Annotated in this window: 27 protein-coding genes and 2 pseudogenes (1 of these 29 running past the window's edge); 11 read left to right on the top strand and 18 right to left on the bottom strand. The window is 58.8% G+C overall.

What is annotated here, in order from left to right; all coding sequences use genetic code 11:
* Positions 1 to 123: 123 nt before the first annotated feature.
* Both JFV26_RS24060 and prlC read right to left on the bottom strand, forming a co-directional pair.
* Positions 124 to 412: pseudogene (locus tag JFV26_RS24060) on the bottom strand (YheV family putative zinc ribbon protein).
* Positions 409 to 2,487: an oligopeptidase A gene (gene prlC, locus JFV26_RS24055; RefSeq protein ID WP_201195938.1), complete on the bottom strand. Its 2,079-nt coding sequence runs from the start codon at positions 2,485 to 2,487 to the stop codon at positions 409 to 411. The pseudogene JFV26_RS24060 and the gene prlC overlap by 4 nt, the downstream one beginning before the upstream one ends.
* A gap of 62 nt (positions 2,488 to 2,549) precedes the next feature.
* Between prlC and JFV26_RS24050 the strand changes: the two genes are divergently transcribed.
* The 3 genes from JFV26_RS24050 to JFV26_RS24040 all read left to right on the top strand — a co-directional run bounded on the left by JFV26_RS24050 (position 2,550) and on the right by JFV26_RS24040 (position 4,432).
* Positions 2,550 to 3,095 (top strand): gamma carbonic anhydrase family protein, encoded by a 546-nt coding sequence (locus JFV26_RS24050; RefSeq protein ID WP_201195937.1) that lies wholly within the window; start codon positions 2,550 to 2,552, stop codon positions 3,093 to 3,095.
* Between the two features lie 28 nt (positions 3,096 to 3,123).
* Complete coding sequence (locus JFV26_RS24045) at positions 3,124 to 3,774, top strand: HAD family hydrolase (protein WP_201195936.1); 651 nt, start codon at positions 3,124 to 3,126, stop codon at positions 3,772 to 3,774.
* Between the two features lie 199 nt (positions 3,775 to 3,973).
* Positions 3,974 to 4,432, top strand: coding sequence for an REP-associated tyrosine transposase (locus tag JFV26_RS24040; RefSeq protein WP_201195935.1), 459 nt, complete (start codon positions 3,974 to 3,976; stop codon positions 4,430 to 4,432).
* A 126-nt stretch (positions 4,433 to 4,558) separates the two neighbouring features.
* On the opposite strand, the gene JFV26_RS24035 is transcribed toward JFV26_RS24040, so the two are convergent.
* The gene (locus JFV26_RS24035; RefSeq protein WP_201195934.1) at positions 4,559 to 5,650 is read right to left on the bottom strand and encodes an aminopeptidase; all 1,092 of its coding nucleotides are present in this window, start codon (positions 5,648 to 5,650) and stop codon (positions 4,559 to 4,561) included.
* Between the two features lie 60 nt (positions 5,651 to 5,710).
* On the opposite strand from JFV26_RS24035, the gene JFV26_RS24030 reads away from it, so the two are divergent.
* Positions 5,711 to 6,133 (top strand): PA0061/PA0062 family lipoprotein, encoded by a 423-nt coding sequence (locus JFV26_RS24030; protein WP_201195933.1) that lies wholly within the window; start codon positions 5,711 to 5,713, stop codon positions 6,131 to 6,133.
* Positions 6,134 to 6,173: 40 nt separating this feature from the next.
* The gene (locus JFV26_RS24025) at positions 6,174 to 6,593 is read left to right on the top strand and encodes a PA0061/PA0062 family lipoprotein (RefSeq protein ID WP_201195932.1); all 420 of its coding nucleotides are present in this window, start codon (positions 6,174 to 6,176) and stop codon (positions 6,591 to 6,593) included.
* Between the two features lie 6 nt (positions 6,594 to 6,599).
* Here JFV26_RS24025 and JFV26_RS24020 read toward each other — a convergent pair whose 3' ends face one another.
* Both JFV26_RS24020 and JFV26_RS24015 read right to left on the bottom strand, forming a co-directional pair.
* Positions 6,600 to 6,839: a DUF1161 domain-containing protein gene (locus tag JFV26_RS24020; protein ID WP_201195931.1), complete on the bottom strand. Its 240-nt coding sequence runs from the start codon at positions 6,837 to 6,839 to the stop codon at positions 6,600 to 6,602.
* Between the two features lie 259 nt (positions 6,840 to 7,098).
* The gene (locus tag JFV26_RS24015; RefSeq protein ID WP_201195930.1) at positions 7,099 to 7,530 is read right to left on the bottom strand and encodes an OsmC family protein; all 432 of its coding nucleotides are present in this window, start codon (positions 7,528 to 7,530) and stop codon (positions 7,099 to 7,101) included.
* A 241-nt stretch (positions 7,531 to 7,771) separates the two neighbouring features.
* Here JFV26_RS24015 and JFV26_RS24010 point away from each other — a divergent pair, with 241 nt between their 5' ends.
* Complete coding sequence (locus tag JFV26_RS24010) at positions 7,772 to 8,773, top strand: LLM class flavin-dependent oxidoreductase (protein WP_201195928.1); 1,002 nt, start codon at positions 7,772 to 7,774, stop codon at positions 8,771 to 8,773.
* Positions 8,774 to 8,846: 73 nt separating this feature from the next.
* Here the strand turns inward: JFV26_RS24010 and JFV26_RS24005 are convergent, their stop codons facing one another.
* Positions 8,847 to 9,068: a DUF1161 domain-containing protein gene (locus JFV26_RS24005; protein ID WP_201195926.1), complete on the bottom strand. Its 222-nt coding sequence runs from the start codon at positions 9,066 to 9,068 to the stop codon at positions 8,847 to 8,849.
* 124 nt (positions 9,069 to 9,192) lie between these two features.
* Complete coding sequence (locus JFV26_RS24000; RefSeq protein WP_054047931.1) at positions 9,193 to 9,408, bottom strand: dodecin; 216 nt, start codon at positions 9,406 to 9,408, stop codon at positions 9,193 to 9,195.
* 157 nt (positions 9,409 to 9,565) lie between these two features.
* Here JFV26_RS24000 and JFV26_RS23995 point away from each other — a divergent pair, with 157 nt between their 5' ends.
* A complete protein-coding gene (locus JFV26_RS23995) occupies positions 9,566 to 9,892 on the top strand; it encodes a DUF883 family protein (RefSeq protein ID WP_201195924.1) in 327 nt (108 codons plus the stop codon).
* Here the strand turns inward: JFV26_RS23995 and JFV26_RS23990 are convergent.
* A complete protein-coding gene (locus JFV26_RS23990) occupies positions 9,889 to 10,782 on the bottom strand; it encodes a LysR family transcriptional regulator (protein WP_201195922.1) in 894 nt (297 codons plus the stop codon). The two genes, JFV26_RS23995 and JFV26_RS23990, sit on opposite strands and share 4 nt — an antisense overlap.
* A gap of 114 nt (positions 10,783 to 10,896) precedes the next feature.
* Here JFV26_RS23990 and trpB point away from each other — a divergent pair, with 114 nt between their 5' ends.
* The 3 genes from trpB (at position 10,897) to JFV26_RS23975 (ending at position 13,536) form a co-directional block, all read left to right on the top strand.
* Positions 10,897 to 12,144 (top strand): tryptophan synthase subunit beta, encoded by a 1,248-nt coding sequence (gene trpB / locus JFV26_RS23985; protein ID WP_201195921.1) that lies wholly within the window; start codon positions 10,897 to 10,899, stop codon positions 12,142 to 12,144.
* Complete coding sequence (trpA, locus tag JFV26_RS23980) at positions 12,144 to 12,956, top strand: tryptophan synthase subunit alpha (protein ID WP_201195918.1); 813 nt, start codon at positions 12,144 to 12,146, stop codon at positions 12,954 to 12,956. Before trpB ends, trpA begins: the two co-directional genes overlap by 1 nt.
* Before the next feature lie 121 nt (positions 12,957 to 13,077).
* Positions 13,078 to 13,536, top strand: a complete 459-nt coding sequence (locus JFV26_RS23975) for an anti-virulence regulator CigR family protein (protein ID WP_201195916.1) — start codon at positions 13,078 to 13,080, stop codon at positions 13,534 to 13,536.
* Between the two features lie 119 nt (positions 13,537 to 13,655).
* Here the strand turns inward: JFV26_RS23975 and JFV26_RS23970 are convergent, their stop codons facing one another.
* From JFV26_RS23970 to JFV26_RS23925, 10 genes are all read right to left on the bottom strand, one after another.
* Positions 13,656 to 15,617, bottom strand: a complete 1,962-nt coding sequence (locus JFV26_RS23970) for a DUF7844 domain-containing protein (RefSeq protein ID WP_201195914.1) — start codon at positions 15,615 to 15,617, stop codon at positions 13,656 to 13,658.
* Positions 15,614 to 15,934, bottom strand: coding sequence for a DUF2388 domain-containing protein (locus tag JFV26_RS23965; RefSeq protein ID WP_201195912.1), 321 nt, complete (start codon positions 15,932 to 15,934; stop codon positions 15,614 to 15,616). The genes JFV26_RS23970 and JFV26_RS23965 overlap by 4 nt, the downstream gene beginning before the upstream one ends.
* Positions 15,935 to 15,961: 27 nt before the next feature.
* Positions 15,962 to 16,279, bottom strand: a complete 318-nt coding sequence (locus JFV26_RS23960) for a DUF2388 domain-containing protein (protein ID WP_201195910.1) — start codon at positions 16,277 to 16,279, stop codon at positions 15,962 to 15,964.
* Between the two features lie 107 nt (positions 16,280 to 16,386).
* Entirely contained in the window at positions 16,387 to 16,704 is a 318-nt protein-coding gene (locus JFV26_RS23955; protein WP_201195909.1) for a DUF2388 domain-containing protein, read from the bottom strand.
* A 348-nt stretch (positions 16,705 to 17,052) separates the two neighbouring features.
* Positions 17,053 to 17,268 (bottom strand): DUF1127 domain-containing protein, encoded by a 216-nt coding sequence (locus JFV26_RS23950; RefSeq protein ID WP_201195908.1) that lies wholly within the window; start codon positions 17,266 to 17,268, stop codon positions 17,053 to 17,055.
* 319 nt (positions 17,269 to 17,587) lie between these two features.
* Positions 17,588 to 19,081, bottom strand: coding sequence for an acetyl-CoA hydrolase/transferase family protein (locus tag JFV26_RS23945; RefSeq protein WP_201195907.1), 1,494 nt, complete (start codon positions 19,079 to 19,081; stop codon positions 17,588 to 17,590).
* A 179-nt stretch (positions 19,082 to 19,260) separates the two neighbouring features.
* Entirely contained in the window at positions 19,261 to 20,712 is a 1,452-nt protein-coding gene (locus JFV26_RS23940) for an NAD(P)(+) transhydrogenase (Re/Si-specific) subunit beta (protein WP_201195906.1), read from the bottom strand.
* Complete coding sequence (locus JFV26_RS23935) at positions 20,712 to 21,035, bottom strand: NAD(P) transhydrogenase subunit alpha (RefSeq protein ID WP_007947884.1); 324 nt, start codon at positions 21,033 to 21,035, stop codon at positions 20,712 to 20,714. The genes JFV26_RS23940 and JFV26_RS23935 overlap by 1 nt, the downstream gene beginning before the upstream one ends.
* Positions 21,036 to 21,050: 15 nt before the next feature.
* Complete coding sequence (locus JFV26_RS23930) at positions 21,051 to 22,172, bottom strand: Re/Si-specific NAD(P)(+) transhydrogenase subunit alpha (RefSeq protein ID WP_201195905.1); 1,122 nt, start codon at positions 22,170 to 22,172, stop codon at positions 21,051 to 21,053.
* A 434-nt stretch (positions 22,173 to 22,606) separates the two neighbouring features.
* A complete protein-coding gene (locus tag JFV26_RS23925) occupies positions 22,607 to 23,506 on the bottom strand; it encodes a LysR family transcriptional regulator (protein ID WP_201195904.1) in 900 nt (299 codons plus the stop codon).
* Positions 23,507 to 23,663: 157 nt separating this feature from the next.
* Here JFV26_RS23925 and JFV26_RS23920 point away from each other — a divergent pair.
* Positions 23,664 to 24,572: pseudogene (locus tag JFV26_RS23920) on the top strand (acyl-CoA dehydrogenase) (it continues 272 nt past the right edge of the window).

Below are 24,572 nucleotides of genomic sequence, written 5' to 3'. Positions count from 1 at the left end.
GATTTGAAGGTTGCAATCCCTGTGGGAGCGAGCTTGCTCGCTCCCACAGGTTCTGTGCATTAACTGACTGGTACTGGGCGTACCAACCTTGCACGCCGTTGCGGCGAGCAAGGTAGTGATGACTCAGTGCTGCTCGTCAGGCTTCTTTTTCAACTTCGGGTTCGGGAAGAATTGCACCGCCTGAACCTTGGCATCCGGCACTTTCAGCGCCGAAACGTTGACCCGCGTGCCCAATTCCTTGGGCACTGACAGACCTCTGCTCATTGAGCGTGTCGGAGTATCCGCAGGCCACGCACTCACGGTGCGGGACCTCGTCTTCGTTCCACATCATCAATTTGTCCGGCTCGCTGCAGGCCGGGCAAACTGCCCCGGCGATAAAGCGTTTTTTCGTGATCACAGGCCCCTCGCTCATGCTGCCGCGTCCTCACTCAGGCCGCTGTGGCGCAAGAGTGCGTCAATCGATGGCGCCCGGCCACGGAAGTCGACGAACAGCACCATTGGCTCCTGAGAACCGCCGCGCGCCAGGATCGCTTCACGGAAGGCGCGGCCGGTCTCGGCATTGAGCACGCCGTCTTCTTCGAATTTCGAAAAGGCATCGGCAGACAGCACTTCGGCCCATTTGTAGCTGTAGTAACCCGCCGCGTAACCGCCGGCGAAGATATGCGCGAAGCTGTTCGGGAAACGGTTGTAGGCCGGCGGACGCATGACCGAGACCTCGTCGCGCACGCCTTCGAGCACTTGCAGTACGCTGCGGCCGTCGCCATGGGTGGCGTGCAGTTCGAAGTCGAACAACGAGAACTCCAGCTGGCGGACCATCATCAGGCCGGACTGGAAGTTCTTCGCCGCGAGCATTTTGCCCAGCAGGTCCTGAGGCAGTGGTTCGCCGGTTTCGTAGTGACCGGAGATCAGCGCCAGGCCTTCGGGCTCCCAGCACCAGTTTTCCATGAACTGACTTGGCAGCTCGACCGCATCCCAGGCCACGCCGTTGATACCGGACACACCGGCATGCTCGACGCGGGTCAGCAGGTGATGCAGGCCATGACCAAATTCGTGGAACAGGGTGGTGACTTCATCGTGGGTCAGCAACGCAGGCTTGCCGCTGTCGGCCGGAGTGAAGTTGCACACCAGGTTCGCCACCGGGCTTTGCAGCACGCCTTGCGCGGTGCGGCGACGGTCACGAGCGCCGTCCATCCAGGCACCGCCGCGCTTGTTGGCGCGGGCGTAGAGGTCGAAGAAGAAGCGGCCGACGTGTTGGCCGTTTTCCTTGATTTCGAACAGGCGAACATCGGGGTGCCAAGTGTCGAAGCCTTTCTGTTCGGCGATTTCGATGCCGTACAGGCGCTGAACGATGGCGAACAAGCCGCCCAGCACTTTATCGATCGGGAAGTAGGCGCGAAGGGCTTCTTGCGCGACGCTGTAGCGCTGCTCGCGAAGTTTTTCACCGTAGAAACCACTGTCCCAGCTTTGCAGATCCGGGCAGTCCTGTTCGGCGGCATAGGCCTTGAGCTGTTCCAGGTCCTGAGCGGCGAACGGTTTGCTGCGCTTGGCCAGATCCCGTAGGAAACTGAGTACCTGATCGCTGGATTCCGCCATTTTGGTCGCCAGACTCAGTTCCGAGAAGCTGGCGAACCCCAAGAGTTTTGCAAGCTCCTGACGCAGGTCGAGGATTTCTTCCATCACCGGGCCGTTATCGTTCTGACCGGCATTCGGGCCTTGGTCCGACGCACGGGTGCAGTAGGCGGCGTAGACTTCTTCGCGCAGGGCGCGGTCGTGGGCGTAGGTCATCACCGCGTAATAGCTCGGGAATTCCAGGCTGATCAACCAGCCATCCAGGCCTTTGGCCTGCGCCGCGGCGGCCATTTGCGCCTTGGCCGAATCGGTCAGGCCGGCGAGGGCGGCTTCATCGGTAACGTGCTTGGTCCAGGCCTGAGTGGCGTCGAGCAACTGGTTGGAGAAGCGGCTGCCCAGCTCGGACAGTTTGCTTTGCACTTCGGCGTAACGCTTCTGCTGAGCTTGCGGCAGGTCGATACCCGACAGACGGAAGTCACGCAGGGCGTGTTCGAGAATGGTTTTCTGCGCCACGTCGAAACCGGCGGCTTCGGGACTGTTGGCCAGGGCTTCGAAAGCCTGGAACAGTTCGCGGTTCTGGCCCATCTCGGTGGAGTAGGCGCTCAGGGCCGGCAGGCAGGACTCGTAGGCTTCACGCAATTGGGCGCTGTTGCACACGGCATTCAGGTGGCTGACCGGGCTCCAGGCGGCGCCCAGGCGGTCATTGAGCTCGTCCATCGCCAGCACCAGGCCGGCCCAGGTCGGTTGTTTGCCCTGGGTTTTGAGGATCTCGATAATGGCGGCGCGGTTGTCAGCCAGGATCTGTTCAATGGCCGGTTGCACGTGTTCGGCACGAATCGCCGAGAACGGCGGCAGGTCGTAGGACTGCAAAAGAGGGTTGTTCACGCTCACGGTTGGCACCTTGGCTGGAAGAAACATGCGGCCATCTTAATTACAATCGACGCTCACCGCAGCTATCAGCGACAGAGAGAGAACCTATCGTGACCCTTCGCAAGTATCTGAACCACACGCCGCTACTGGGCAAAGGCGCTTTTGTCGACGGCTCGGCGGTGGTAATCGGCGACGTCGAAATCGGCGAAGACAGCTCCGTCTGGCCGCTGACGGTGATTCGTGGCGACATGCACCGCATCCGCATCGGTGCGCGCACCAGCGTTCAGGACGGCTGCGTGCTGCACATCACCCACGCCGGACCATTCAATCCTGACGGCTTTCCCTGTTTGATCGGTGACGACGTGACCATCGCTCACAAAGTCATGCTCCACGGCTGTTCGGTGGGTAACCGGATTCTGATCGGCATGGGCAGCATCGTCATGGACGGTGCGGTGGTCGAAGACGATGTGATCATCGGTGCCGGCAGCCTGGTGCCGCCGGGCAAACGCCTGGAAAGCGGTTTTCTGTATGTCGGCAGCCCGGTGAAACAGATCCGGCCGCTGACTGACAAGGAAAAAGCCTTTTTCACCTACAGCGCGGCGAATTACGTGAAGCTCAAGGACCTGCATCTGGCCGAAGGCTACGACCCGCTCTAAGCCTTCTCACTGTTGCCCAGGAATCTTCATGCATTACCAAACTGTTTTGTTCGACCTCGATGGCACTTTGACCGACCCGCGTGAGGGGATTACCCGCTCGATCCAGTTCGCCCTGGCCAAATTTGGCATCGACGAACCCGACCTGACCAAGCTCGAACACTTCATCGGCCCGCCGCTGTTGCAGGCGTTCATGCAGTTTTACGGGTTCGACGAGCCCAAGGCCTGGGAAGCGGTGAATTTCTATCGCGAGCGTTTCAAAGTCACCGGCCTGTATGAGAACCGCGTGTTCGACGGTGTTACGCTGCTATTGGAAACCTTGAGTGGGCAAGGCCGACAGCTGTACATCGCCACCTCCAAACCCTGGGTGTTCGCCCGGGAAATCGCCCGGCACTTCGATTTCGCCAAGCACTTCAAAGTGATTTACGGCAGTGAGCTGGATGGCACCCGGACCAACAAAGTCGAGCTGATCGCCCATTTGATCGCCGAAGAAGGCCTCGACCCGGGCAACACCCTGATGATCGGCGACCGCAAACACGACTTGATCGGCGCGCGCAGCAACGGGCTTGATGCGGCAGCGGTGGGTTACGGTTTTGGCAGCCACGAAGAGCTCAGCGCCGAAGCGCCGGCGTATCACTTTGAAACGCTGGAGGAGATGCATCAGGCGTTTCTGCGGCGTTGATCAGTACGCCTTCGCGGGCAAGCCTCGCTCCTACGGGGTCGTGGCGTGCACATCTCTGCGTTCTGACGAACATCTGTAGGAGCAAGGCTTGCCCGCGATGGCGTCCTTGCAGAAACATCCTGAGAAACTGCTGTGCAACCGATTCTCTTTTGTCGTTCTAGCCTCTAATGACTGAGGCCACGATCAAGGAGGATCATTAATGCCAAGCGAGCATCACGCTCATCGTCTACGTACCGGGCGCTATTCCGGTTCTGGACAAATCTATCTGCTGACGGCGGTCGTTCGAAACCGTCAGCCTGTCTTTTCAAGCTTTAAAACCGGCCGAATGGTAGTCGATGCATTTCAAAAGGCGCAGCAAGAGCAATTCGCCAAATCCCTGGCCTGGGTTGTCATGCCGGATCATTTTCATTGGCTGATCGAGCTTCAGAATATCTCACTGCCAAAGCTGATAGCCCGCACCAAGTCACGCACGACCGTGGCATTAAATCGTGCGATTCAGCGTGAAGACCCACTTTGGCAACCTGGATTTCACGACAGGGCCATCCGCAAGGAAGAGGATCTGCAGGCGGTTGCTCGATACATCGTCGCCAATCCGCTACGCGCGGGATTGGTCGAGAAGGTAGGGGATTACCCGTTATGGGATGCGATTTGGTTATGACCTGTTTTTGATGTGTCTGTTCGGGCCTCATCGCGGGCAAGCCTTGCTCCTACAGATTGTGATGTGCACACCATTGCGTTTGGACAGAGCATCTGTAGGAGCAAGGCTTGCCCGCGTGGCGTCCGTTCAGCCACCGGCATTCTGTAGGTCTGCCAATGCCTTCAAAGCCGCCTTACGCTCCGCAACCGGCAAGCCGCCAAGTTTCTCCACCGCCGCATAAAACTTTACCCAATCCCCACCCTCCTGCCTGAACAGCGCCGCAAACGCTGGCACCCACTGGTCGTATAAACCAAACGGCAGCAACCGGGCATTGTTCAGCGGCAGGTTGATCCAGGCGTCGTAGCGTTTATCCCCGGCCCATTGGCTTTCCCGCATCGTCCGATAGTTGCTGCGCAGTCGTTCGAACTCGGCGGCTTTGCGTTGACGCATCTGCTCGGCGGGCAAGGGCTGGGCGTACAGCCGTTCAAGTCGTACGCGAGTATCCAGAATCAGCTGAATGAACTGATCGCGCTGCCGCATTTGCATGCCGTTGTCCGGGGCGAGTCCACGGCTGGCGCGCCATTGGCGGGTGCCTTCCTGCTCGACAAACGTGGCGAAAGACTCGTTGAACTCAGTGTCGTCCTTCACATAAAACCGCTGATGGCCCAGCTCATGAAAGATCAGCGTGGCCAGCCGTTCATCACCCCAATTCATCATCGAGCTGAGGATCGGGTCATTGAACCAGCCCAGGGTCGAGTAGGCCTCCACCCCGCCGATCGACACGTCCATGCCGTTGAGTCGTTGCATGGCCGCTTCACCCCGGGCCGCGCTCTGGCTGTAGTAACCGCGGTAAGCGACGCAACCGGCGATGGGGAAGCAATGGTTTTGCGGCGTCAGGGAAAACTCCTGCGTGGCGAAGACATTCCAGACCACATACGGCCGGCCAATGTCGGCGTACAGGCGATAGCTCTGGTTATCCGGCAGGTGCAGATGCTGGCTCGCGAACACCCGAGCCTTTTGCGATTGGGCCAGATGCGCACGCAGTTGCGGATCGCGCTGTGGGTTGGCAATTACCTTGGCAACCGGCTCCCGGGCCCGGAGCAATTGCAGCTGACCACTGGCCAATTGACCGTAGTAGCTGACGCTGGCGCAACCGTTGAGCAACAAAAACAACACGCCCGGAAACAAAACGCGCAAAACGCGATCAAGTAACCCAAGGCTTGGAAGCGGCCTGATCAAAATAAAATCATCCTCGGAGAGTCTGCCCGCAAGACTATCCCGCCTGACTGGAGCTCCGCTATGCGCATGTTGATGCTGACAGGAGGCCTGCTGACGCTGGCCGGTTGTGCCGGGTTTGGAATGCCCGACCCGGACCCCGCCCAAGCCTGGATTGACCTCGATTCGAAGCCGCAAGACACCGCGTTGCAAGCGCTGAAGGTCGATGACAAGGCGACCACCGATAAACGCTTCTTCGAAGTGCAGCCCGGAAGCCATGAATTGAAGGTTCGTTACCAGTTTGCGGTCCAGCCCACCAACATTGGCCCGGACAGTGAGCCGTTGTGGCGCGATTGCCAGTTGAGCGTGAAATTCAAGGATTTCAACGCGGGTGAGCGCTATCAACTGCAAGCGGGGAATATCGGCTTCCGACCGTGGGCAAAGCTCTACGATCAGCAGCGAAAAGTCATTGGGCATGGCACACCGGCAGGCTGCCAACGCACGTGATCGGCGTTATGCTGAATGACCAATCATCAGGACATTCATCATGCGCAGGTTATTGCTGTTGCTCACGGCAAGCGTCATTTCCGGTTGCCTGAGCCCGATGCCGGCGGTCAATCCGCAGATGGCCTGGGTCGACATGTCTACACCGACCCCCGGTGGAAAATTAATGATGGCCGAACGCCTGGATAACCAGCGATTAACCGACGGGCGATTCTTTCAGGTTGCCCCCGGCAGCCATGAGCTGATGGTGCGTTTCGACTTTGAGGTGTTCAGTGGCGGTTTTGGAATGATGAACGATCCCGCTGAGCGCCTCTGCTACCTGACCATCCGCTACGACCATTTCGAGGCCGGCCAGCGTTACATGCTCGAAGGGCGCTCATTGTCGTTCACGCCCAGCGCCCGGCTGTATAACGCCAAGCGCGAGATCGTGGCCGAAGACCGAGCGGTCGACTGCGCCATTTGAGGCCAATCAGCGATCGTTCTTTTGATAGATGATGGCTTTGGTGCCGTTTTCGCAAGTACCAACGACCATCGCCGCGTCATGCTTGTCGGCTTCTTCTTTCGTGACGATCTCCAGAGTGTAGGAGGGCACTGCGTTAGCCTGAATCTTGATTTCAATCTCATTCTTGAGTTCTTCGCAGTCTTTGGTCGCGGCCAGGGCCGAAGTCGCCAATGCACCGCAAATAACTGCCAAGACAAAACGTTTCATGGTTGAAGCTCCCTTGAGGCAGCGCGCATGTCTATGCGCTGAAGCTGCTGTCATTTATTCGACCACAGTTTTGCAAAGCGAGTTCTGACTTCGCTCACAAACTGCGTTTTCAACCATGGGTTGGTGTCGCTTATAAGATTGCTTTCGCGAGCAGGCTCACTCCCAATTTGGCGTTGCATCGAACACAAAGCCAATGTGGGAGCGAGCCTGCTCGCGATGGCGTCAGTGCAAACAACGCCTACTCGAACCGTTGTGACCATCAGCTAACCAACGATGCCTCCAGGCTGATCTTCGCATTCAGCACCTTGGAAACCGGGCAACCTTCCTTGGCCTTGTTACTCAGTTCCTCGAACTGTGCTTGGGTCGCCCCAGGGATTTTCGCCTTGAGGATCAGTTTTACCGCCGTGATCGCAAATCCACCTTCCACCTGGTCCAGTGTGACCTCAGCGTTGGTATCGATGCTGTCAGCCTTGAGGCCGGCGTCGCCGAGAATCATCGAAAACGCCATGGAGAAGCAGCCTGCGTGGGCCGCACCGATCAGCTCTTCCGGATTGGTGCCTTTGCCGCCCTCGAAGCGGGCCTTGAAGCCGTAGGGCGCTTCTCTGAGTACGCCGGTTTCCGTGGAAATCGAACCGATGCCGGTTTTCAGATCGCCTGCCCAATGAGCCGATGCTTTCTTCGTGATAGCCATGTCTGCCTCCTCAAGATCCAGCGCGAAACGTCGCGCCTTCGTGGTTTTCGCTTGGTAAGGGTTCTGAGGATAGAAGACGTGGCAAAGTTCACATTGTCGGACCAAACCGCTTATCTGGTAGGCAAATTTACCTTTGCTATTGAAACTCGGGTATATGCCCTCATTGCATAGGGAACGCTTTCAGACTCGGCAGGTTTTCGTTCGTGAAAAAACCTGCGCCCCCCATTGGAGAAGCAGGTTTATGAAACGACTGTCCGATATCAAGTTTTCGACCCTCGATCTGGTGCCCGTGCGGGAGAACGGCAGCGTGGCCCAGTCACTGCGCAATTCCCTGGACCTGGCCCGGCACGTCGAAAAGTTTGGCTACAACCGCTTTTGGGTGGCCGAGCACCACAACATGGACGGCATCGCCAGTTCCGCGACGTCGGTGTTGCTCGGTTACCTGGCGGGCGGCACCTCGACTATTCGGGTCGGCTCGGGCGGCGTGATGCTGCCTAACCATGCGCCGTTGGTGATAGCCGAACAGTTCGGCACCCTTGAAAGTCTGTATCCCGGCCGTATCGACCTCGGTCTGGGCCGCGCGCCCGGTTCCGATCAAATGACCGCTCGCGCACTGCGCCGTGAGCGTTCCGGCAGCGCAGACGAATTCCCGCAAGACGTCGCAGAGCTGATGCGCTACCTGGGCCCACGCACGCCGGACCAACGAATTATCGCGATGCCCGGAACGGGCACTAATGTCCCGGTCTGGCTGCTGGGTTCCAGTCTGTTCAGCGCCCAACTGGCCGGTGAACGCGGTTTGCCCTACGCCTTCGCCTCGCATTTCGCGCCGCGCTTCATGCACGAGGCGATTCGCGTCTATCGCAATCACTTCAAGCCTTCTGCGGTATTGGACAAGCCCTACGTGATGCTCGGCGTACCACTGGTGGCGGCAGACACCGATGAACAGGCCGATTACCTGGCGACGTCGGTCTATCAGCGGATCCTCGCGCTGATGCGTGGCCAGAGTCTGGTGCAGCGTCCGCCGGTGAAAACCATGGACGGCCTGTGGCTGGCGCATGAGAAGGAAGCGGTCGGCGATTTCCTGGGGCTGGCCATGGTCGGCAGCCCGCAGAAAATCCGCGCCAAACTGGAAGTGCTGATCGAGCAGACTCAGGCCGATGAGCTGATTTTTACCAGCGACCTCTACGAACATGCGGATCGAGTGCATTCCTATGAGTTGCTGGCGCAGGTCATGAAGGGCTGATCCCGGAACGACGCGCATAAAAAAGCCGACGCGATTGCGTCGGCTTTTTCATTGAGGGTAACAGTCTACTTTTCTACTTTCTGTAGACGATTACTTTGCTGCCGGCTTCGCACTTTCCGACGATTTTTCCGCCAGCGGCAGCGCCTTTGTCGACAATCTCCAGGGAATAGCCCGAGACATGCTTGGCATCAAGTTTCGCTGCGATTTCGCTTTTCAGGTCTTCGCACGACTTGCCGCCAGCAAGGGCTGTTCCCGCGATGCTCAATAAACCTACCGCCAAAATAAACTTCTTCATCGGTCGCATTCCCTGGTCGGATCAAATGGGGAGCATCCAGCGGGTAGCCAGATGCGCTCAAGTAGCGCTTTGCCATTCCCTATGGCACTCGGCCAGCGCGCAAGTTCAGAAGACTAGCTCAAACTCAGCTACTGGCAATCCGGAACCCGACTTTCAGTGTCACCTGGAAGTGGGCAGCCTTGCCGTCCTTGATATGGCCGCGGGTCTCGGTCACTTCAAACCATTCCAGATGCTTGAGGCTTTTGCTGGCTTCGGCCAGCGCATTGTTGATGGCGTCTTCGATGCTGGTAGGGGACGAGCCGACCAGCTCGACTTTTTTGTAGGTGTGATGGTCAGTCATGGCGTTCTCCTTGGGGTATGAAATACAGCCTAGCAGTGATTTTTCGTATTACTTCTGTCGGCCAATCCGACACCGACGTTCAGATTTACTGCACTTTCTCAAACCCCTGAAGTCCCAACCAACACACGCTACTCATCACCAATGAAGGAGAGCCACCATGGCCAATACCTCTTTACGTAAAGCCTCATTGCAAAGCATGGAAGCCGAGATCGAGAGTCTTCTCAAATCGCTGGAAAACCTTAAGGACGACGCCTCGGACGAGTCGCGTAAAACCCTCAAGGCCCTGAAAAGCAACGCCGAGAGCGCGCTGAAACATTCGCGCCACCTGCTCGCCGATGCCTATGAAGAAGTGAAAGTGAAAACCCGCGAAACCGGGATCGCCACCCGGGACTACGCCCAGGAACACCCTTGGACTACAGCGGGTGTCGCTGTCGGTGCACTCGGTCTGCTGGCGGCTTACTTGTTGTGCAAACGCGGCGATTAATCCGCTTGGCGCAGCTCGTTCTTGAGCCACTGAGCCAACTGCCGAGCGCGGCCGTCCGCGGCACGCTTGGGTAGCCACAACGCCAGTTGCGCCGGGGTCTCACAGAAACCCCACGGCGCAACCAGGCGGCCGGCCTTCAAGTCCTCGGCCACCAGCGGCTCGGGGGCAATCGCTACACCCAACCCCGCCACCGCTGCTTCCAGCAAATAATACAAATGTTCGAAACCCTGCCCCAACTTCAACGCCCTGGCGTCGAGGCCGCTTTGCTGTGCCCAGCTCGGCCACGCCTGAGGACGCGATGTGGTGTGCAACAGCGGCTCGCTCAACAGCGCGCTGGCCGGAGCCTGTTGCAGCCGTTCGTAGCCGGCGAAGCGTGGGCTCATGACCGGGCCGATGCGTTCGCTGGCCAGTTCATAGACTTGCATGTCCGCCGGCCAGGGCGGCTCGGCGAATACCAGCAAAGCGTCCAGTCCAGGGCGCCGTGGGTCGAGATCGCCTTCTCCGGCTGACAGGTGCAGGCGCAAGTCCGGCAGATCCGCATTCAAGCGACCAAGGCGCGGAATGAACCAGCGCGCGAGCAAGCTGCCGGAGCAGCCAAGCACGAAGGGCGCGTCGGCGGTGCTTTGGGTCAATTCGGCACAGACGGTGCGCAATCGCTCAAACGCGTCGCTGCTGGCATCGCGCAAACGAACGCCGGCATCTGTGAGTTTAAGGCCACGTCCGTCCTTGACGAACAGACTCACGCCGAGATGTTCTTCGAGCACCTTGAGTTGCCGGCTGACCGCACCATGGGTGACGTGCAGCTGTTCGGCAGCCTGACTGACGCTGTTCAGACGGGCAGTAGCTTCGAAGGCCCGAAGGGCGTTCAACGGCGGGAGGTCGTGGCTCATGTGATCTGTGAATTTTCCTGACAGGTTGTGGCGATCTTATCGGTTTTCAGGTCGGAACGTCAGGGGTAGAGTGGTCGTCATTGTCTTCCTATACGAATTCACCTGGAGCAACCCATGACCCAGACTTCGAACACTTCCGATCTGCGCAACGGCCCCGACGCCAACGGCCTGTTTGGCTCGTTTGGCGGCCGTTACGTCGCCGAAACCCTGATGCCGTTGATCCTCGACCTGGCCCGTGAATACGAACTGGCCAAGGAAGATCCGGCATTCAAAGAAGAATTGGCCTACTTCCAGCGTGACTACGTCGGTCGTCCAAGCCCGCTGTATTTCGCTGAACGCCTGACCGAGTTCTGCGGCGGCGCGAAGATTTACCTCAAGCGCGAAGAGTTGAACCACACCGGCGCGCACAAGATCAACAACTGTATCGGCCAGATCCTGCTGGCGCGGCGCATGGGCAAGAAACGCATCATCGCCGAGACCGGCGCCGGCATGCACGGCGTGGCGACCGCTACCGTGGCCGCACGCTTTGGTCTGGATTGCGTGATCTACATGGGCACCACTGACATCGAACGTCAGCAGGCCAACGTGTTCCGCATGAAACTGCTGGGCGCCGAAGTGATCCCGGTGGTGGCCGGCACCGGCACCCTGAAAGACGCGATGAACGAAGCCCTGCGTGACTGGGTGACCAACGTCGACAGCACCTTCTACCTGATCGGCACCGTGGCCGGCCCGCACCCTTACCCTGCGATGGTTCGCGACTTCCAGTCGGTGATTGGCAAGGAAACCCGCGTTCAACTGCAAGACCAGGAAGGCCGCCTGCCGGACAGCCTGGTGGCGTGCATCGGCGGCGGTTCCAACGCCATGGGCCTGTTCCACCCATTCCTGGATGACAAGAGCGTTGAGATCATCGGCGTTGAAGCCGCCGGCTACGGCATCGAAACCGGCAAGCACGCGGCCAGCCTGAATGGCGGCGTACCGGGTGTGTTGCACGGCAACCGCACCTTCCTGCTGCAGGACGACGACGGCCAGATCATCGACGCTCACTCGATCTCCGCCGGCCTTGACTACCCGGGCATCGGCCCTGAACACGCCTGGTTGCATGACATCGGCCGCGTCCAGTACACCTCGGTGACTGACAACGAAGCCCTCGACGCATTCCATAAATGCTGCCGCCTGGAAGGGATTATTCCTGCCCTGGAAAGCGCCCATGCCCTGGCCGAAGTGTTCAAACGCGCACCGAACCTGCCGAAAGATCACCTGATGGTGGTCAACCTGTCCGGCCGTGGCGACAAAGACATGCAGACCGTGATGCACCACATGGAACACTCTCAACAAGAGCACTCCCAGCAGGAGAAACACTGATGAGCCGCCTGCAAACGCGTTTTGCCGAACTCAAGGAACAGAATCGCGCCGCTCTGGTGACCTTCGTCACCGCTGGCGACCCGAGCTATGACACCTCGCTGGCGATCCTCAAAGGCTTGCCGGGTGCTGGCGCCGACGTGATCGAATTGGGCATGCCCTTCACCGACCCGATGGCCGACGGCCCGGCGATCCAACTGGCGAACATCCGCGCTTTGGGTGCCAAACAGAATCTGGCGAAAACCCTGCAAATGGTTCGCGAGTTCCGTGAAGGCAACACCGAGACGCCGTTGGTGTTGATGGGTTACTTCAACCCGATCCACATGTATGGCGTGCCGCGCTTCATCGCGGACGCTAAAGAGGCCGGCGTTGACGGTCTGATCGTGGTCGACCTGCCGCCGGAACATAACGGCGAACTGTGCGACCCGGCTCAGGCTGCGGGTCTGGACTTCATTCGTCTGACCACGCCGACCACCGACGATGTGCGCCTGCCGACCGTTCTGAACGGCAGCTCCGGCTTCGTTTACTACGTGTCGGTGGCAGGTGTGACGGGCGCGGGTGCGGCAACGCTGGAACACGTCGAAGAAGCGGTTGCTCGTTTGCGTCGTCACACCGACCTGCCGATCAGCATCGGTTTCGGTATCCGTACACCGGAGCAAGCGGCGGCTATCGCTCGTCTGGCGGACGGCGTCGTGGTGGGTTCGGCATTGATCGATCACATCGCGAATGCGTCGACGCCGGATCAGGCAATCGACGGTGTATTGAGCCTTTGTGCAGCGTTGGCCGACGGCGTGCGCCAAGCACGGGTCAACTGAAAGTAAAGTTCCTGATACAAAGGAATTAGCGCCTCGCAACACAGACTAAACAGTAAGACCGAGGGTTTCAGGACTACGTTCTGAAGCCCTTTTTGCTGTAGGTGCAGTGAGGAAACCCCCGATGAAAATGCCGAAACGGTTGATAGCCAGCCTGGGCGTACTGATGCTGAGTGCGACCCCGTTGCTGCACGCCAGCGCCGATCAGCGCGACGATCACGACCACGGCGGCCCGGAGCAGGGCCAATACGATAACCATGGTGACAACCGTGGCAATGATCACCGTGGCCCGCAGGACAACCATCGCGGCGGTCCTCCTCCACATGATTTTGGCCCGGTGCGTCAGACCATTCACGACAATCACGGATACTTCGTGCGCGGTGCGCCGCCACCGTCAGGCATCCGTCTGGAACGTGGCCGGCCGTTGCCTCACGGTTATTACGGCGAACGCCTGGATCAGCGTGCGCTGGGTCGGTTGCCGCAATACGAGGGTTACGAATGGCGCCGGGCGGGTGGCGACATTGTGCTGATCGCCGTAGGAACCGGGATTGTTTATGAAATTCTGGATAACGTGTTGAATTAAGGACTGCATCGGCACAGCGCATTGCGCGCTGTGCCTCAAAGATCGCAGCCTTCGGCAGCTCCTACATGGGATTGTGTACCCCGTAGGAGCTGCCGAAGGCTGCGATCTTTGCATTTCTGTCAGGGCAGCTCCAACCCACCCGCGGCCTTGTGCAATGCCCTCAAATGTTCGCCAACCTGTTTAAGATTGGCTTCATTGGCTGCTATCTCCGCCGCCCGGCTCGGTTCCAGCAGCGCTCTCACTTCTTTATCCAGATCCCCGGTCAGCGATTGCAGTTGTTTCTGGCGCAGGCTGCTTTCCGATTCCAGGCGCGCCGACTCGCTCGGCTGTGGCAAACCATAACCACCGGTGCCGAGCAATTCGGCGGGACGGCTGAGGAAGCCGCTGTTGGCGAGAATCTGCTGCAAGGTCGCGTTGGCCTTGTCCATGCCGCCGTTCTTCAGTTCTCGAGCGCCCAAGTAGCGCTGCTTCACTTCGTCCTGGGCCAACTGTAGCTGCCGACGGAAACTGGCCTGTTCCAACAACAGCAGTGCCGCGCTGGTGCGCAAATCGGCCTGATCGATCCATTGCCGGCGTTCTTCGGCGCTCAATGCCAGCCAGTCTTCGACAGTGGTCTGCTTGATCGGCAAGTGCTTCTTCAGCACTTCGAACATGGCTTGATAGCGATCGCGGAAGGAGTCGAAGCGATATCCCAGACGCAAGGCTTCGCGGGGATCGTCCAGCACGCTGGTGTCTGCCAGCCCGCGACCCTTGAGCACTTCCAGCAAACCGTTGGGCATGATGCTGTCCAGTCCGGTCAGTTGCGCGTTGTTGCTGCCGCTGCGCAGCAGCTTCAGGCTTTCAACCGCGCAATTATTGGACAGGAAGAAGTAGTTGCCGTCGTAGCTCCAGTGCATCTCTGCGGCGTGTTCCACCACTTCTTCGATTTCGGTGCGAGAGAGATTCAGCGGCACCGAAGCCAGGCTGCGAAGTTCGGTCTTGGTGTATTCGTCGATCACTTGAGCCAGGGGCAAGACAAACAGGCGTGACGGATATTTACCCACCAGTCCATCCCAGCTCGACAACTGTACGTCACCGACGAAGGCGCGGTAGGACAGCACCAGGTGCTGATCCAGGTCCAGCCGGCAATCCGGTCCGCGTGGTCGGCCCGGCGCGCAGATCACCAGGCGCAACATACTGTGGCCCCACCGGCTGACCCAGTTCTGGTTGGCCTCGGCCAGCAGATAGTCCACCGCATAAACCCGTTCCGGGTCGACCTGGCCCAATGGTGTCTTGGCGAAGTCGTTACCGGCATTGAGGAAGGCGAAGGATTTGGCGCAGGTGTCTTTGGCGGCCGGCGCCCAGCCGAAATGTTCTTTGTAGTAGCGGTAAAGCGCAGGACGGCGGCAGGCATAGCTCGGGTCCAGGAGGAAATACTCCATGTTGACCGCCACGAATTCCTTGGGATTGGTCGTCTCGTAGATATCCGGGCTGCGAACGATTTGCCGGTTGTGCTGCTCGCGTTCGCCACGTCGGCCGACGTATTGCGGCCAGCCGGCCAGATCCAGCAGGCGCGGGTCGTCACTGAGGGTAAAACGTCGCGCCGTCTGGCCGCGGCATTGATCGGGGAGGCCGACCAGCCCGGAGCTGCTATTACGCTGGCTGCAACGCTGGATCAGCGTGCGCTGGGCAGATGGCCACAGGCGCGCGCGGTCGTAAATATGGGTGAGTTCGTGCAAGACCGTAGCGAGCATTTCCCGGCGTACCGTGCCGTGTGGGCGGTAGGTCTTTTTCGTCGCGGCGCTGCCGTCGGTGAGGCTGTCCAGCAGATTGCGATTCAGATCGAGCTCGGACACCAGCGACGCCTCGCCGTAGGCGTTGTCGGGCATCTCGTCGGTCCAGCCGACATCGATGCGCCGATCCAGTTGCTCGACGAAGCGCGGCGGCAATGCCTGCATGGCTTCATCGAGCAGCGCTTGGCTGGCCTGCACTTGCGCGGGGCTCAGACCGTCGGTCTTGAGCCGTAATTGCAAGCTGGCCTGTGCGGTGTTGCCAAGCAGCAACACCATCCCGGCCAGCAGCCAGGCGCTGAGCGACCTCACAGCGCGAGGATGGCTTCGGCGAGGACCTGATCACTGGCGTCGCGGGCTTCAGGTACGCGGGTGCGCAGGGTATTGAAGGCCTCTTCCAGATGCGCGCCGCGAATATCGCCATCGCTGGCGACGAAACTGGCCGCATCGTCGTGGGCTTCGCGCACGATTTTCGAATCACGGATGGACGTGGTGGTATCAGAAGTGAAATCAAGCGTGCGCTGGGTGGCACGAATGATCATGTTACTGGTGGCTACCAGGGTGTGTGCCTGGGCCACGTCGGCCAACAACAGCAAGCCAAGGGTGGCAGCAATCAGCGGGCTACGCATGGAACGACTCCGGGGGAACGATGATAACTATTGGACGAGAATTGCTTGTGCCAGTTCAAGGTCGCTGGCATGAAGTTTTGGCTGGGTCCGGCGCAGGTAAACCAGGGCGGATTCCAGTTGCGCTCCTCGCAGTTGGCCGTCACTGGCAATGAAAGCCGCAGCGTCATCCTGAGCGGCGATCAGCAGTTTATGGTCGAAGGGCGCGGAGGTCACCATGCTTGTGGCGTAACCACTGACCACGGTGCCTTGTGTAGACAGGTTGAAGGCGTCGAAGGCCTGGGCAGCGCCAGACCAGCAGGCGAGAAGAAGCAACGCAATGGACAACAGGCTTGAAAGAAAACGCATGAGACTCGATAGCTGAAAGCGAGCCCCAAGGCTAGCGCAATGCCCGGGCTAGAGCCAGCGCCGAAACATTGGGACACGATGGACGTGTCCCCTTGCAGCACCGACGTTTAGATCGCCAGGATGGCCTGGGCAAGTTGTGCGTCAGTAGCGTTCAGCTGAGGCGCTTGACGATGGATTTCGTCAAATGCACTTTCCAGTTTCACGCCACGAATGTCGCCGTTGCTGGCGACAAAGCTGGCGGCGTCATCACGGGCTGCACGCACAATTTTGTTGTCGCGCAGCGAAGAAGAGAGATTGGAGGTCGCGTCGGAGCTGGATTTTAGAGCACCAACAACGGCGTCGGTGGTCACGATAAAGCTGGAGGCGTGGGCATTGGCAGCTACGGCGAGCAGGGCTGCAGCGCTCAGCAGGCGAAGACGGGACATGGGGAAGCTCCTTTGGATAAACCGATTGAGAGGTGGCGCAGTGTCTGGAAGATCAGACGCCTGTCATGCGGCGTTCGCCACGTTCTGATCGGATATTAGGCTGACGCGGATGGATTCGAACAGCCCATACAGATGAAACGATACGTAGGAGCTGCCGAAGGCTCGGGCCGCGTTCGGCAGCTCCTGCAAAAGTGTACCGTCCTACATTGGATTTAAACAAACTGTATCGGTGTGATGTTTATGGCTCCTGAAACGACAAAACCCGCCGTGGTTTCCCACGACGGGTTTTGTTTGTTCAATTCGGGTTGCTGGCGGTGGACCCTACAGGTCAGAGCCAGCGACGCTAACTTAGCGCCAGAACGGCTTGCTCAGCTCTTCGTAGCGTTGTGCTTCGCTAATCCCGGCATCAGCCAGCAGACGCGAATCCAGACGAGCCAGTTGATGGCGGCTGGTAATGCGGCGCTGCCACAACATCAGGTTGGCGATAACGCGAAGAGGCATCGAAGCCTGGGTTTTTGCAGCATTGTCTTCGAAGAACAGCTCGGAACTGAGTGTACGTTCCATGGTTGACATCCTTCCGCTTGTGGCGGGATTAGGTAGTGGTTTAACTGATGCCAATGATCCTCCTGTTTGGCCAGTCCCTCTAGATACAGTTCACTTGTATTGTGAGGGATCAATTAACTGTTTATAGGGGGTGTACTGGTCGAAATTGAAGCAACTGTACCTATCGGCACCAAACAGGTGCAAATAAGGCAAGTTGATTCGAAAATGTAGGAGATTACGGTAGGAAAAGACCAGTACAGAAGTACAGTTTTAGACAGGATCGGGTGTTGCAACAACCAACTGACGCAACTGTGTTTGCGTCAGCTGTGTTTTACGTCAATCAGACCACCAGCATCCGCCCGGTTTCTTCCAGGTTAATGTGCCAGCTCAGGGCATCGCGCAGGATGTGCGGGGTGTGCCCACCGAGCGCGCAGGCGGCGGTGAAGTAGTCATTCAAGGCTTCGCGATAGTCCGGGTGAACACAGTTGTCGATAACCACCCGAGCCCGCTCGCGAGGCGCGAGGCCGCGCAGGTCGGCCAGACCGATTTCGGTCACCAGGATGTCGACGTCATGTTCGGTGTGGTCCACATGGCTGACCATCGGCACCACACTGGAAATCGCGCCGCCCTTGGCGATCGATTTGGTGACAAAGATCGACAGATGGGCGTTGCGCGCGAAGTCACCCGAACCGCCGATGCCGTTCATCATCCGCGTACCACAGACGTGGGTGGAGTTGACGTTGCCGTACAGGTCGAACTCCAGCGCCGTGTTGATGGCGATGATGCCCAGACGCCGAACCACTTCCGGGTGGTTGGAGATTTCCTGGGGGCGCAGTACCAGTTTGTCCTTGTAATGCTCCAGGTTGCCGAACACATCGGCATTGCGCCGGGCGGACAAGGTGATTGAGCTGCCCGAGGCAAAGCTCAGCTTGCCGGCATCAATCAGGTCGAACGTCGAGTCCTGCAGCACTTCCGAATACATCGTCAGGTCTTCAAACGGCGAGTCGATCAGGCCACACATCACCGAGTTGGCGATGGTGCCGATCCCGGCCTGCAACGGGCCAAGCTTGTTGGTCATGCGTCCGGCGGCTACTTCCTGCTTGAAGAAGTCGATCAGGTGATCGGCGATGGCCTGGGTGTCGGCGTCCGGCGGCAGTACAGTGGACGGCGAGTCGGATTGATTGGTGATCACGATCGCGACGATCTTTTCCGGCGGGATCGGGATGGCCGTACTGCCAATGCGGTCGTCGACCTTCACCAGTGGAATTGGCGTGCGGGTCGGGCGGTAGGTCGGGATATAGATGTCGTGCAAACCCTCGAGATTCGGGTTGTGCGCCATGTTGATCTCGACGATGACGTGCTTGGCGAAAATCGCGAAGCTGGCCGAGTTACCCACCGACGTGGTCGGCACGATGTGACCCTGCTCGGTGATCGCCACGGCTTCAATCACCGCGATGTCTGGCAGCTTGAGTTGCTGGTTGCGCAGCAGCTCCACGGTTTCCGAGAGATGCTGGTCGATGAACATGACTTCGCCGGCGTTGATCGCCTTGCGCAGGGTGCTGTCGACCTGGAACGGCATGCGCCGCGACAGGACGCCGGCTTCGGTCAACTGCTTATCGAGGTCGTTGCCCAGGCTGGCGCCGGTCATCAAGGTGATTTTCAGCGGAGTGATTTTGGCGCGCTCGGCCAGTGCGTGCGGCACAGCCTTGGCTTCGCCGGCGCGGGTGAAACCGCTCATGCCGACGGTCATGCCGTCCTCAATCAGAGCGGCAGCGTCAGCGGCGCTCATTACCTTATCCAACAACGAAGGCAAGCGAATACGATCACGGTACATGGATTATTATCTCGGGCAACGGAAGCAAGGTACGCAGTCTAGTGATTTGAAAAAATCCGTCCCGCTACCATGGTCGAATGCCGAGCCCTGATTTAGAGCCTTTGGTCGGGTTTCACGGGGAATAAAAAAACCCCAGCCTACTAAAGGCTGAGGTTTTGGGTATTGCGCTGGCGCAGGTTTTACTCGACGGCTTTAACCATGTCCTCGATAACCTTCTTGGCGTCGCCGAAGACCATCATGGTTTTGTCGAGGTAGAACAGTTCGTTGTCCAGGCCGGCATAGCCGCTGGCCATTGAGCGCTTGTTGACGATGATGGTCTTGGCTTTGAACGCTTCGAGAATCGGCATGCCGGCAATCGGCGATTTCGGATCGTTCTTGGCGGCCGGGTTCACCACGTCGTTGGCGCCCAATACCAGCACCACATCGGCTTGACCAAACTCGGAGTTGATGTCCTCCATCTCGAACACTTGGTCGTAAGGCACTTCGGCCTCGGCCAGCAATACGTTCATGTGCCCAGGCATCCGACCGGCAACCGGGTGGATCGCGTACTTCACGGTCACGCCGCGATGGGTCAGCTTCTCGGTCAGCTCTTTCAGCGCGTGTTGCGCCCGCGCAACCGCCAGGCCGTAGCCCGGAACGATGATCACGGTGTCGGCGTTAGTCAGCAGGAAAGTCGCGTCGTCAGCCGAGCCGGATTTCACCGGGCGGGCTTCTTTCGAACCAGCCGGGCCGGCTGCATCCGTCGTGTTGCCGAAACCGCCGAGCAGCACATTAAAGAAGGAACGGTTCATCGCCTTGCACATGATGTACGAGAGGATCGCACCGCTTGAGCCCACCAGCGAGCCGGCAATGATCAGCATCGAGTTGTTCAGCGAGAAGCCGATACCCGCCGCTGCCCAGCCGGAGTAGCTGTTGAGCATCGACACAACCACCGGCATGTCTGCGCCGCCAATCGGGATGATGATCAACACGCCCAGCACGAAGGCCAGGGCCAGCATCAGCGCGAAGGCGTTAAGGTTGCCGGTCAGCATGAAGGTGATGCCGAGGGCCAGTGTCGCCAGGCCCAGCAGCAGGTTCAGCTTGTGCTGGCCGCCGAACTGTACGGGCGCGCCCTGGAACAGGCGGAACTTGTACTTGCCCGACAGCTTGCCGAAGGCGATCACCGAACCGGAGAAGGTGATTGCACCGATGGCGGCGCCAAGGAACAGCTCCAGGCGGTTACCGGCAGGAATCGAGTCGCCCAGCTGCTTGACGATACCCAGCGATTGCGGCTCAACGACAGCAGCGATGGCAATGAACACCGCTGCCATACCGATCATGCTGTGCATGAAGGCAACCAGTTCCGGCATCTTGGTCATTTCAACGCGCTTGGCCATGATCGAACCGGCGGTGCCGCCGACCAACAGGCCGACGATGACGTAGCCGATGCCGGCAGTGGCCCCGCCTTGTCCAAAAGAGAGCGCGCCCAGCTTATAGATGAGGCCCACGGTAGTGAGGATCGCCAGCCCCATGCCGAGCATGCCGTACACGTTGCCGCGTCGGGACGTGGTCGGGTGCGACAGGCCTTTGAGGGCCTGGATGAAGCAGATCGACGCGATCAAGTAGAGCGTCGTGACAAGGTTCATGCTCATTACTTGGGCGCCTCTTCTTTTACGACTTTCGGGGCTTTTTTCTTGAACATCTCAAGCATCCTGCGGGTGACCAGGAAGCCACCAAACACGTTCACTGCCGCCAGTGCCACCGCCAGGGTGCCCATGGTCTTGCCCAGTGGCGTCACGGTCAGCGCGGCGGCGAGCATCGCGCCGACGATCACGATCGCCGAGATTGCGTTAGTCACAGCCATCAATGGCGTATGCAGTGCAGGTGTTACGTTCCAGACCACGTGATAACCGACATAGATCGCCAGCACGAAGATGATCAGGTTGTAGATACCGGGGGAGATAAGCTCTTCCATCGTCTGAATCCCTGCTTAGGCGTTTTTGCGGATGACTTGGCCGTCGCGGCACATCAGGCACGCGGCGACGATATCGTCTTCTAGGTTCACTTCGAACTGGCCTTCTTTGTTGAAGACCAGCTTCAGGAAGTCCAGCAGGTTACGGGCGTACAAGGCCGAAGCATCTGCCGCGACTTCACCGGCCAGATTGGTCGGGCCGCAAATGGTCACGCCATTCGCAACAATCACCTGATCAGCCACGGTCAGCGGGCAGTTGCCGCCCTGGGCTGCGGCAAGGTCGATGACCACTGAGCCTGGCTTCATCTGCGCCACGGTTTCGGCGCTCAACAGCGTCGGTGCCTTGCGGCCCGGGATTAGTGCGGTGGTGATGACGATGTCAGCCTGCTTGGCGCGTTCGTGCACGGCCAGGGCCTGACGTTGCATCCAGCTAGCGGGCATAGGTCGTGCGTAACCGCCAACACCGACGGCGCATTCGCGCTCTTCATCGGTCTCATAAGGCACGTCGACGAACTTGGCGCCGAGGGATTCGATCTGCTCTTTTACCGCAGGACGCACGTCAGACGCTTCGATCACCGCACCCAGACGTTTCGCCGTAGCGATTGCCTGCAAGCCAGCCACACCTGCACCGAGGATCAGCACGCGCGCTGCTTTCACAGTGCCCGCGGCAGTCATCAACATCGGCATGAAGCGTGGATAGTAGTGAGCGGCGAGCAGCACGGATTTGTAACCGGCGATATTCGCTTGCGAGGACAGCACATCCAGGCTCTGGGCGCGGGAGGTGCGTGGCGCGGCTTCAAGCGCGAACGCGGTAATGCCGCACTCGGCCAGCTTGGCGATGATTTCATTGCTGAACGGGTTCAGCATGCCCACCACAACGGTGCCGCTTTTAATCAGCGTCAACTCGCTGTCGCTGGGCGCGACCACCTTCAAAATCAGCTCGGCACCAAACGCGTCGTTGGCGCTGCCAATGGTTGCGCCTGCCGCTTCATAGGCACTGTCGACAACGCTGGCTTTTACCCCAGCGCCGCTTTGTACAGTGACCTTATGACCCTGGCCGATCAACTTTTTGATGGTTTCCGGGGTTGCAGCAACCCGTGTTTCACCCGTCTGGGTTTCGAGAGGAACACCAATGTGCACGTCAAATCTCCTGCGTGATCTTATTGAGTAAACCCAGGCACTTCGGATGGTGCGGCTGGGGCGGCCGATCAGCACGATCCCGCAAAATCAGGGCGGGGCGCGGCATTTTGCAGGCGAACTTTGTGCCCTTCAAGGAATTATGACGGGTGACGGAAAATTAACTACAAGTCACCCCGTGACCGAATGTCGCAACTAGCCTGGTCAATCCCTTGCAGGCCGTGCCTTGTAAGGATTCTGGTCGAAATTAAAGAATTTACACATCGGCGTGGTGAATGAGCTGTCATTGCTACGAAATAGCGGCTCAAGGCCACGTCTTCAGGCGCTTGTGGGACGTTTGTACTGTTTGTCGTTACAGTCTATGAAAATGCGACAAATAATTATATCTGTAGTGCTTTTATTTTACTGACTACGGGGTCAGTTAATAGGGCTGGCCTTTATCCTTCCAGGCTGTAGCTGTGGGCCTGATTCACCAGCCAATCCCGAAAAGCCCTTAACGAAGCCGATTCGACCTTTCGCTCAGGAATCATCAGGTAATAGGCCTTGATGCTCAACAGCGCTTGCGGATTGGCAATCACCAAGCGCTTCTCCGTCAGTTCACGCTGAATCAGGAACGGCGGAATAAGTGCAATCCCCATGTCGTGCATGGCCGCCTGGGCGAGCATGGAGAATAGCTCGTAACGCGGGCCTGTCATGTCGCGGGGGATATTCAGGCTCTGGGAGTTGAACCATTGACGCCAGGCGTAGGGGCGGGTGGTTTGTTGCAGTAACGGTAGTTCCGCGATTTCAGCAGGTGTCAGGCTTGTCTTCTTGCCCAGTAGGGCCGGGCTGCACACCGGCATCGGATTTTCTCCCATCAGCCTGTGGGATTCGGTACCTGACCAGTCCGCGTCGCCGAAGTAGATCGCGGCATCGAACTCGGTGTCGGCAAACAGGAACGGACGTGTGCGGTTGGTTAGATTGACCGTCACCTCGGGGTGCTTGTGCTGGAAGTCTTTGAGCCTTGGCAGCAACCACTGAGTGCCAAAGGTCGGCACTACCGCCAACTCGATCACGTTGGCACCTTGTTGGCCCATGACCGACAAAGTGTCCCGTTCAACGGCATCGAGTTGGGTGGCCACCCGACGGCTGTAGGAAAGCCCGGCTTCTGTCAGCTTCACTCCGCGCCGAGAGCGTCGGAACAGTTCGACACTGAGGAACTCCTCAAGGCTGGCGATCTGTCGGCAAATGGCTCCCTGAGTGAGTGAAAGTTCCTGGGCTGCCTTGGTAAAGCTCTCGTGGCGCGCAGCCGCTTCGAAGCTGATCAGGGCGGTTGTACTGGGGATTTTCCTGCGCATGTACGTGAACCTCACTAATACATCGCATGAATGACCATTCGCGATGCTTCGGAGTGAGAAATTAGCACAACAGGATGCAAAATCCTCGTTTGCCGGAATGCCGCACCGGGCCTAGGATCAACCCACGTTATTTGACCCGATTCGAGAGGACTCACTCATGGGCGGTAAAGCTAGCTTCAACTGGATCGATCCCCTGCTGCTGGATCAACAGCTCACCGAAGAAGAACGCATGATCCGCGACACCGCCGAGCAATTCGCTCAGCAGAAGCTCGCGCCACGTGTGCTTGAAGCTTTCCGCCATGAAAAGACCGACACGGCGATCTTCCGCGAGATGGGCGAAGTGGGCCTGTTGGGCGCGACCATTCCGGAGGAGTACGGAGGCAGCGGCCTGAACTACGTCAGCTATGGCCTGATCGCCCGTGAAGTCGAGCGCGTTGACTCTGGCTATCGCTCGATGATGAGCGTGCAGTCCTCGCTGGTCATGGTGCCGATCAATGAATTCGGCACTGAGGCGCAAAAGCAGAAGTACCTGCCGAAACTCGCTTCGGGTGAATGGATCGGATGCTTCGGTCTGACAGAGCCGAACCATGGTTCCGACCCTGGCGCGATGATTACTCGTGCACGCAAAGTGGAAGGCGGCTACAGCCTGACCGGCAGCAAGATGTGGATTACCAACAGCCCGATCGCCGATGTGTTCGTGGTCTGGGGCAAGGATGATGCCGGCGACATTCGTGGCTTCGTGCTGGAGAAGGGTTGGAAAGGCCTGAGTGCTCCGGCGATTCACGGCAAGGTCGGCCTGCGTGCGTCCATCACTGGCGAGATCGTCATGGACAACGTGTTTGTTCCTGAAGAGAACATCTTCCCGGATGTCCGTGGCCTGAAAGGCCCTTTTACCTGTCTCAACTCCGCGCGTTATGGCATCTCCTGGGGGCACTGGGCGCCGCCGAGTTCTGCTGGCACACCGCCCGCCAGTACACCCTGGATCGTCAGCAGTTCGGTCGCCCATTGGCGGCCACTCAGTTGATCCAGAAAAAACTGGCTGACATGCAGACCGAAATCACCCTGG

It is taken from the genome of Pseudomonas sp. TH31 (assembly GCF_016650815.1).
Lineage (GTDB): Bacteria > Pseudomonadota > Gammaproteobacteria > Pseudomonadales > Pseudomonadaceae > Aquipseudomonas.
The sequence above is the reverse complement of the archived record's forward strand: the minus strand, read 5'-3'. Positions and strand labels throughout refer to the sequence as shown.

Excerpts from the sequence above, each read along its gene's own strand:
- prlC (WP_201195938.1), bottom strand. The coding sequence starts at position 2,487 with ATGTTTCTTCCAGCCAAGGTGCCAACCGTGAGCGTGAACAACCCTCTT.
- JFV26_RS24045 (WP_201195936.1), top strand. The coding sequence starts at position 3,124 with ATGCATTACCAAACTGTTTTGTTCGACCTCGATGGCACTTTGACCGAC.
- JFV26_RS24040 (WP_201195935.1), top strand. The coding sequence starts at position 3,974 with ATGCCAAGCGAGCATCACGCTCATCGTCTACGTACCGGGCGCTATTCC.
- JFV26_RS24030 (WP_201195933.1), top strand. The coding sequence starts at position 5,711 with ATGCGCATGTTGATGCTGACAGGAGGCCTGCTGACGCTGGCCGGTTGT.
- JFV26_RS24025 (WP_201195932.1), top strand. The coding sequence starts at position 6,174 with ATGCGCAGGTTATTGCTGTTGCTCACGGCAAGCGTCATTTCCGGTTGC.
- JFV26_RS24020 (WP_201195931.1), bottom strand. The coding sequence starts at position 6,839 with ATGAAACGTTTTGTCTTGGCAGTTATTTGCGGTGCATTGGCGACTTCG.
- JFV26_RS24015 (WP_201195930.1), bottom strand. The coding sequence starts at position 7,530 with ATGGCTATCACGAAGAAAGCATCGGCTCATTGGGCAGGCGATCTGAAA.
- JFV26_RS24010 (WP_201195928.1), top strand. The coding sequence starts at position 7,772 with ATGAAACGACTGTCCGATATCAAGTTTTCGACCCTCGATCTGGTGCCC.
- JFV26_RS24005 (WP_201195926.1), bottom strand. The coding sequence starts at position 9,068 with ATGAAGAAGTTTATTTTGGCGGTAGGTTTATTGAGCATCGCGGGAACA.
- JFV26_RS24000 (WP_054047931.1), bottom strand. The coding sequence starts at position 9,408 with ATGACTGACCATCACACCTACAAAAAAGTCGAGCTGGTCGGCTCGTCC.
- JFV26_RS23995 (WP_201195924.1), top strand. The coding sequence starts at position 9,566 with ATGGCCAATACCTCTTTACGTAAAGCCTCATTGCAAAGCATGGAAGCC.
- JFV26_RS23990 (WP_201195922.1), bottom strand. The coding sequence starts at position 10,782 with ATGAGCCACGACCTCCCGCCGTTGAACGCCCTTCGGGCCTTCGAAGCT.
- trpB (WP_201195921.1), top strand. The coding sequence starts at position 10,897 with ATGACCCAGACTTCGAACACTTCCGATCTGCGCAACGGCCCCGACGCC.
- trpA (WP_201195918.1), top strand. The coding sequence starts at position 12,144 with ATGAGCCGCCTGCAAACGCGTTTTGCCGAACTCAAGGAACAGAATCGC.
- JFV26_RS23975 (WP_201195916.1), top strand. The coding sequence starts at position 13,078 with ATGAAAATGCCGAAACGGTTGATAGCCAGCCTGGGCGTACTGATGCTG.
- JFV26_RS23965 (WP_201195912.1), bottom strand. The coding sequence starts at position 15,934 with ATGCGTAGCCCGCTGATTGCTGCCACCCTTGGCTTGCTGTTGTTGGCC.
- JFV26_RS23960 (WP_201195910.1), bottom strand. The coding sequence starts at position 16,279 with ATGCGTTTTCTTTCAAGCCTGTTGTCCATTGCGTTGCTTCTTCTCGCC.
- JFV26_RS23955 (WP_201195909.1), bottom strand. The coding sequence starts at position 16,704 with ATGTCCCGTCTTCGCCTGCTGAGCGCTGCAGCCCTGCTCGCCGTAGCT.
- JFV26_RS23950 (WP_201195908.1), bottom strand. The coding sequence starts at position 17,268 with ATGGAACGTACACTCAGTTCCGAGCTGTTCTTCGAAGACAATGCTGCA.
- JFV26_RS23945 (WP_201195907.1), bottom strand. The coding sequence starts at position 19,081 with ATGTACCGTGATCGTATTCGCTTGCCTTCGTTGTTGGATAAGGTAATG.
- JFV26_RS23940 (WP_201195906.1), bottom strand. The coding sequence starts at position 20,712 with ATGAGCATGAACCTTGTCACGACGCTCTACTTGATCGCGTCGATCTGC.
- JFV26_RS23935 (WP_007947884.1), bottom strand. The coding sequence starts at position 21,035 with ATGGAAGAGCTTATCTCCCCCGGTATCTACAACCTGATCATCTTCGTG.
- JFV26_RS23925 (WP_201195904.1), bottom strand. The coding sequence starts at position 23,506 with ATGCGCAGGAAAATCCCCAGTACAACCGCCCTGATCAGCTTCGAAGCG.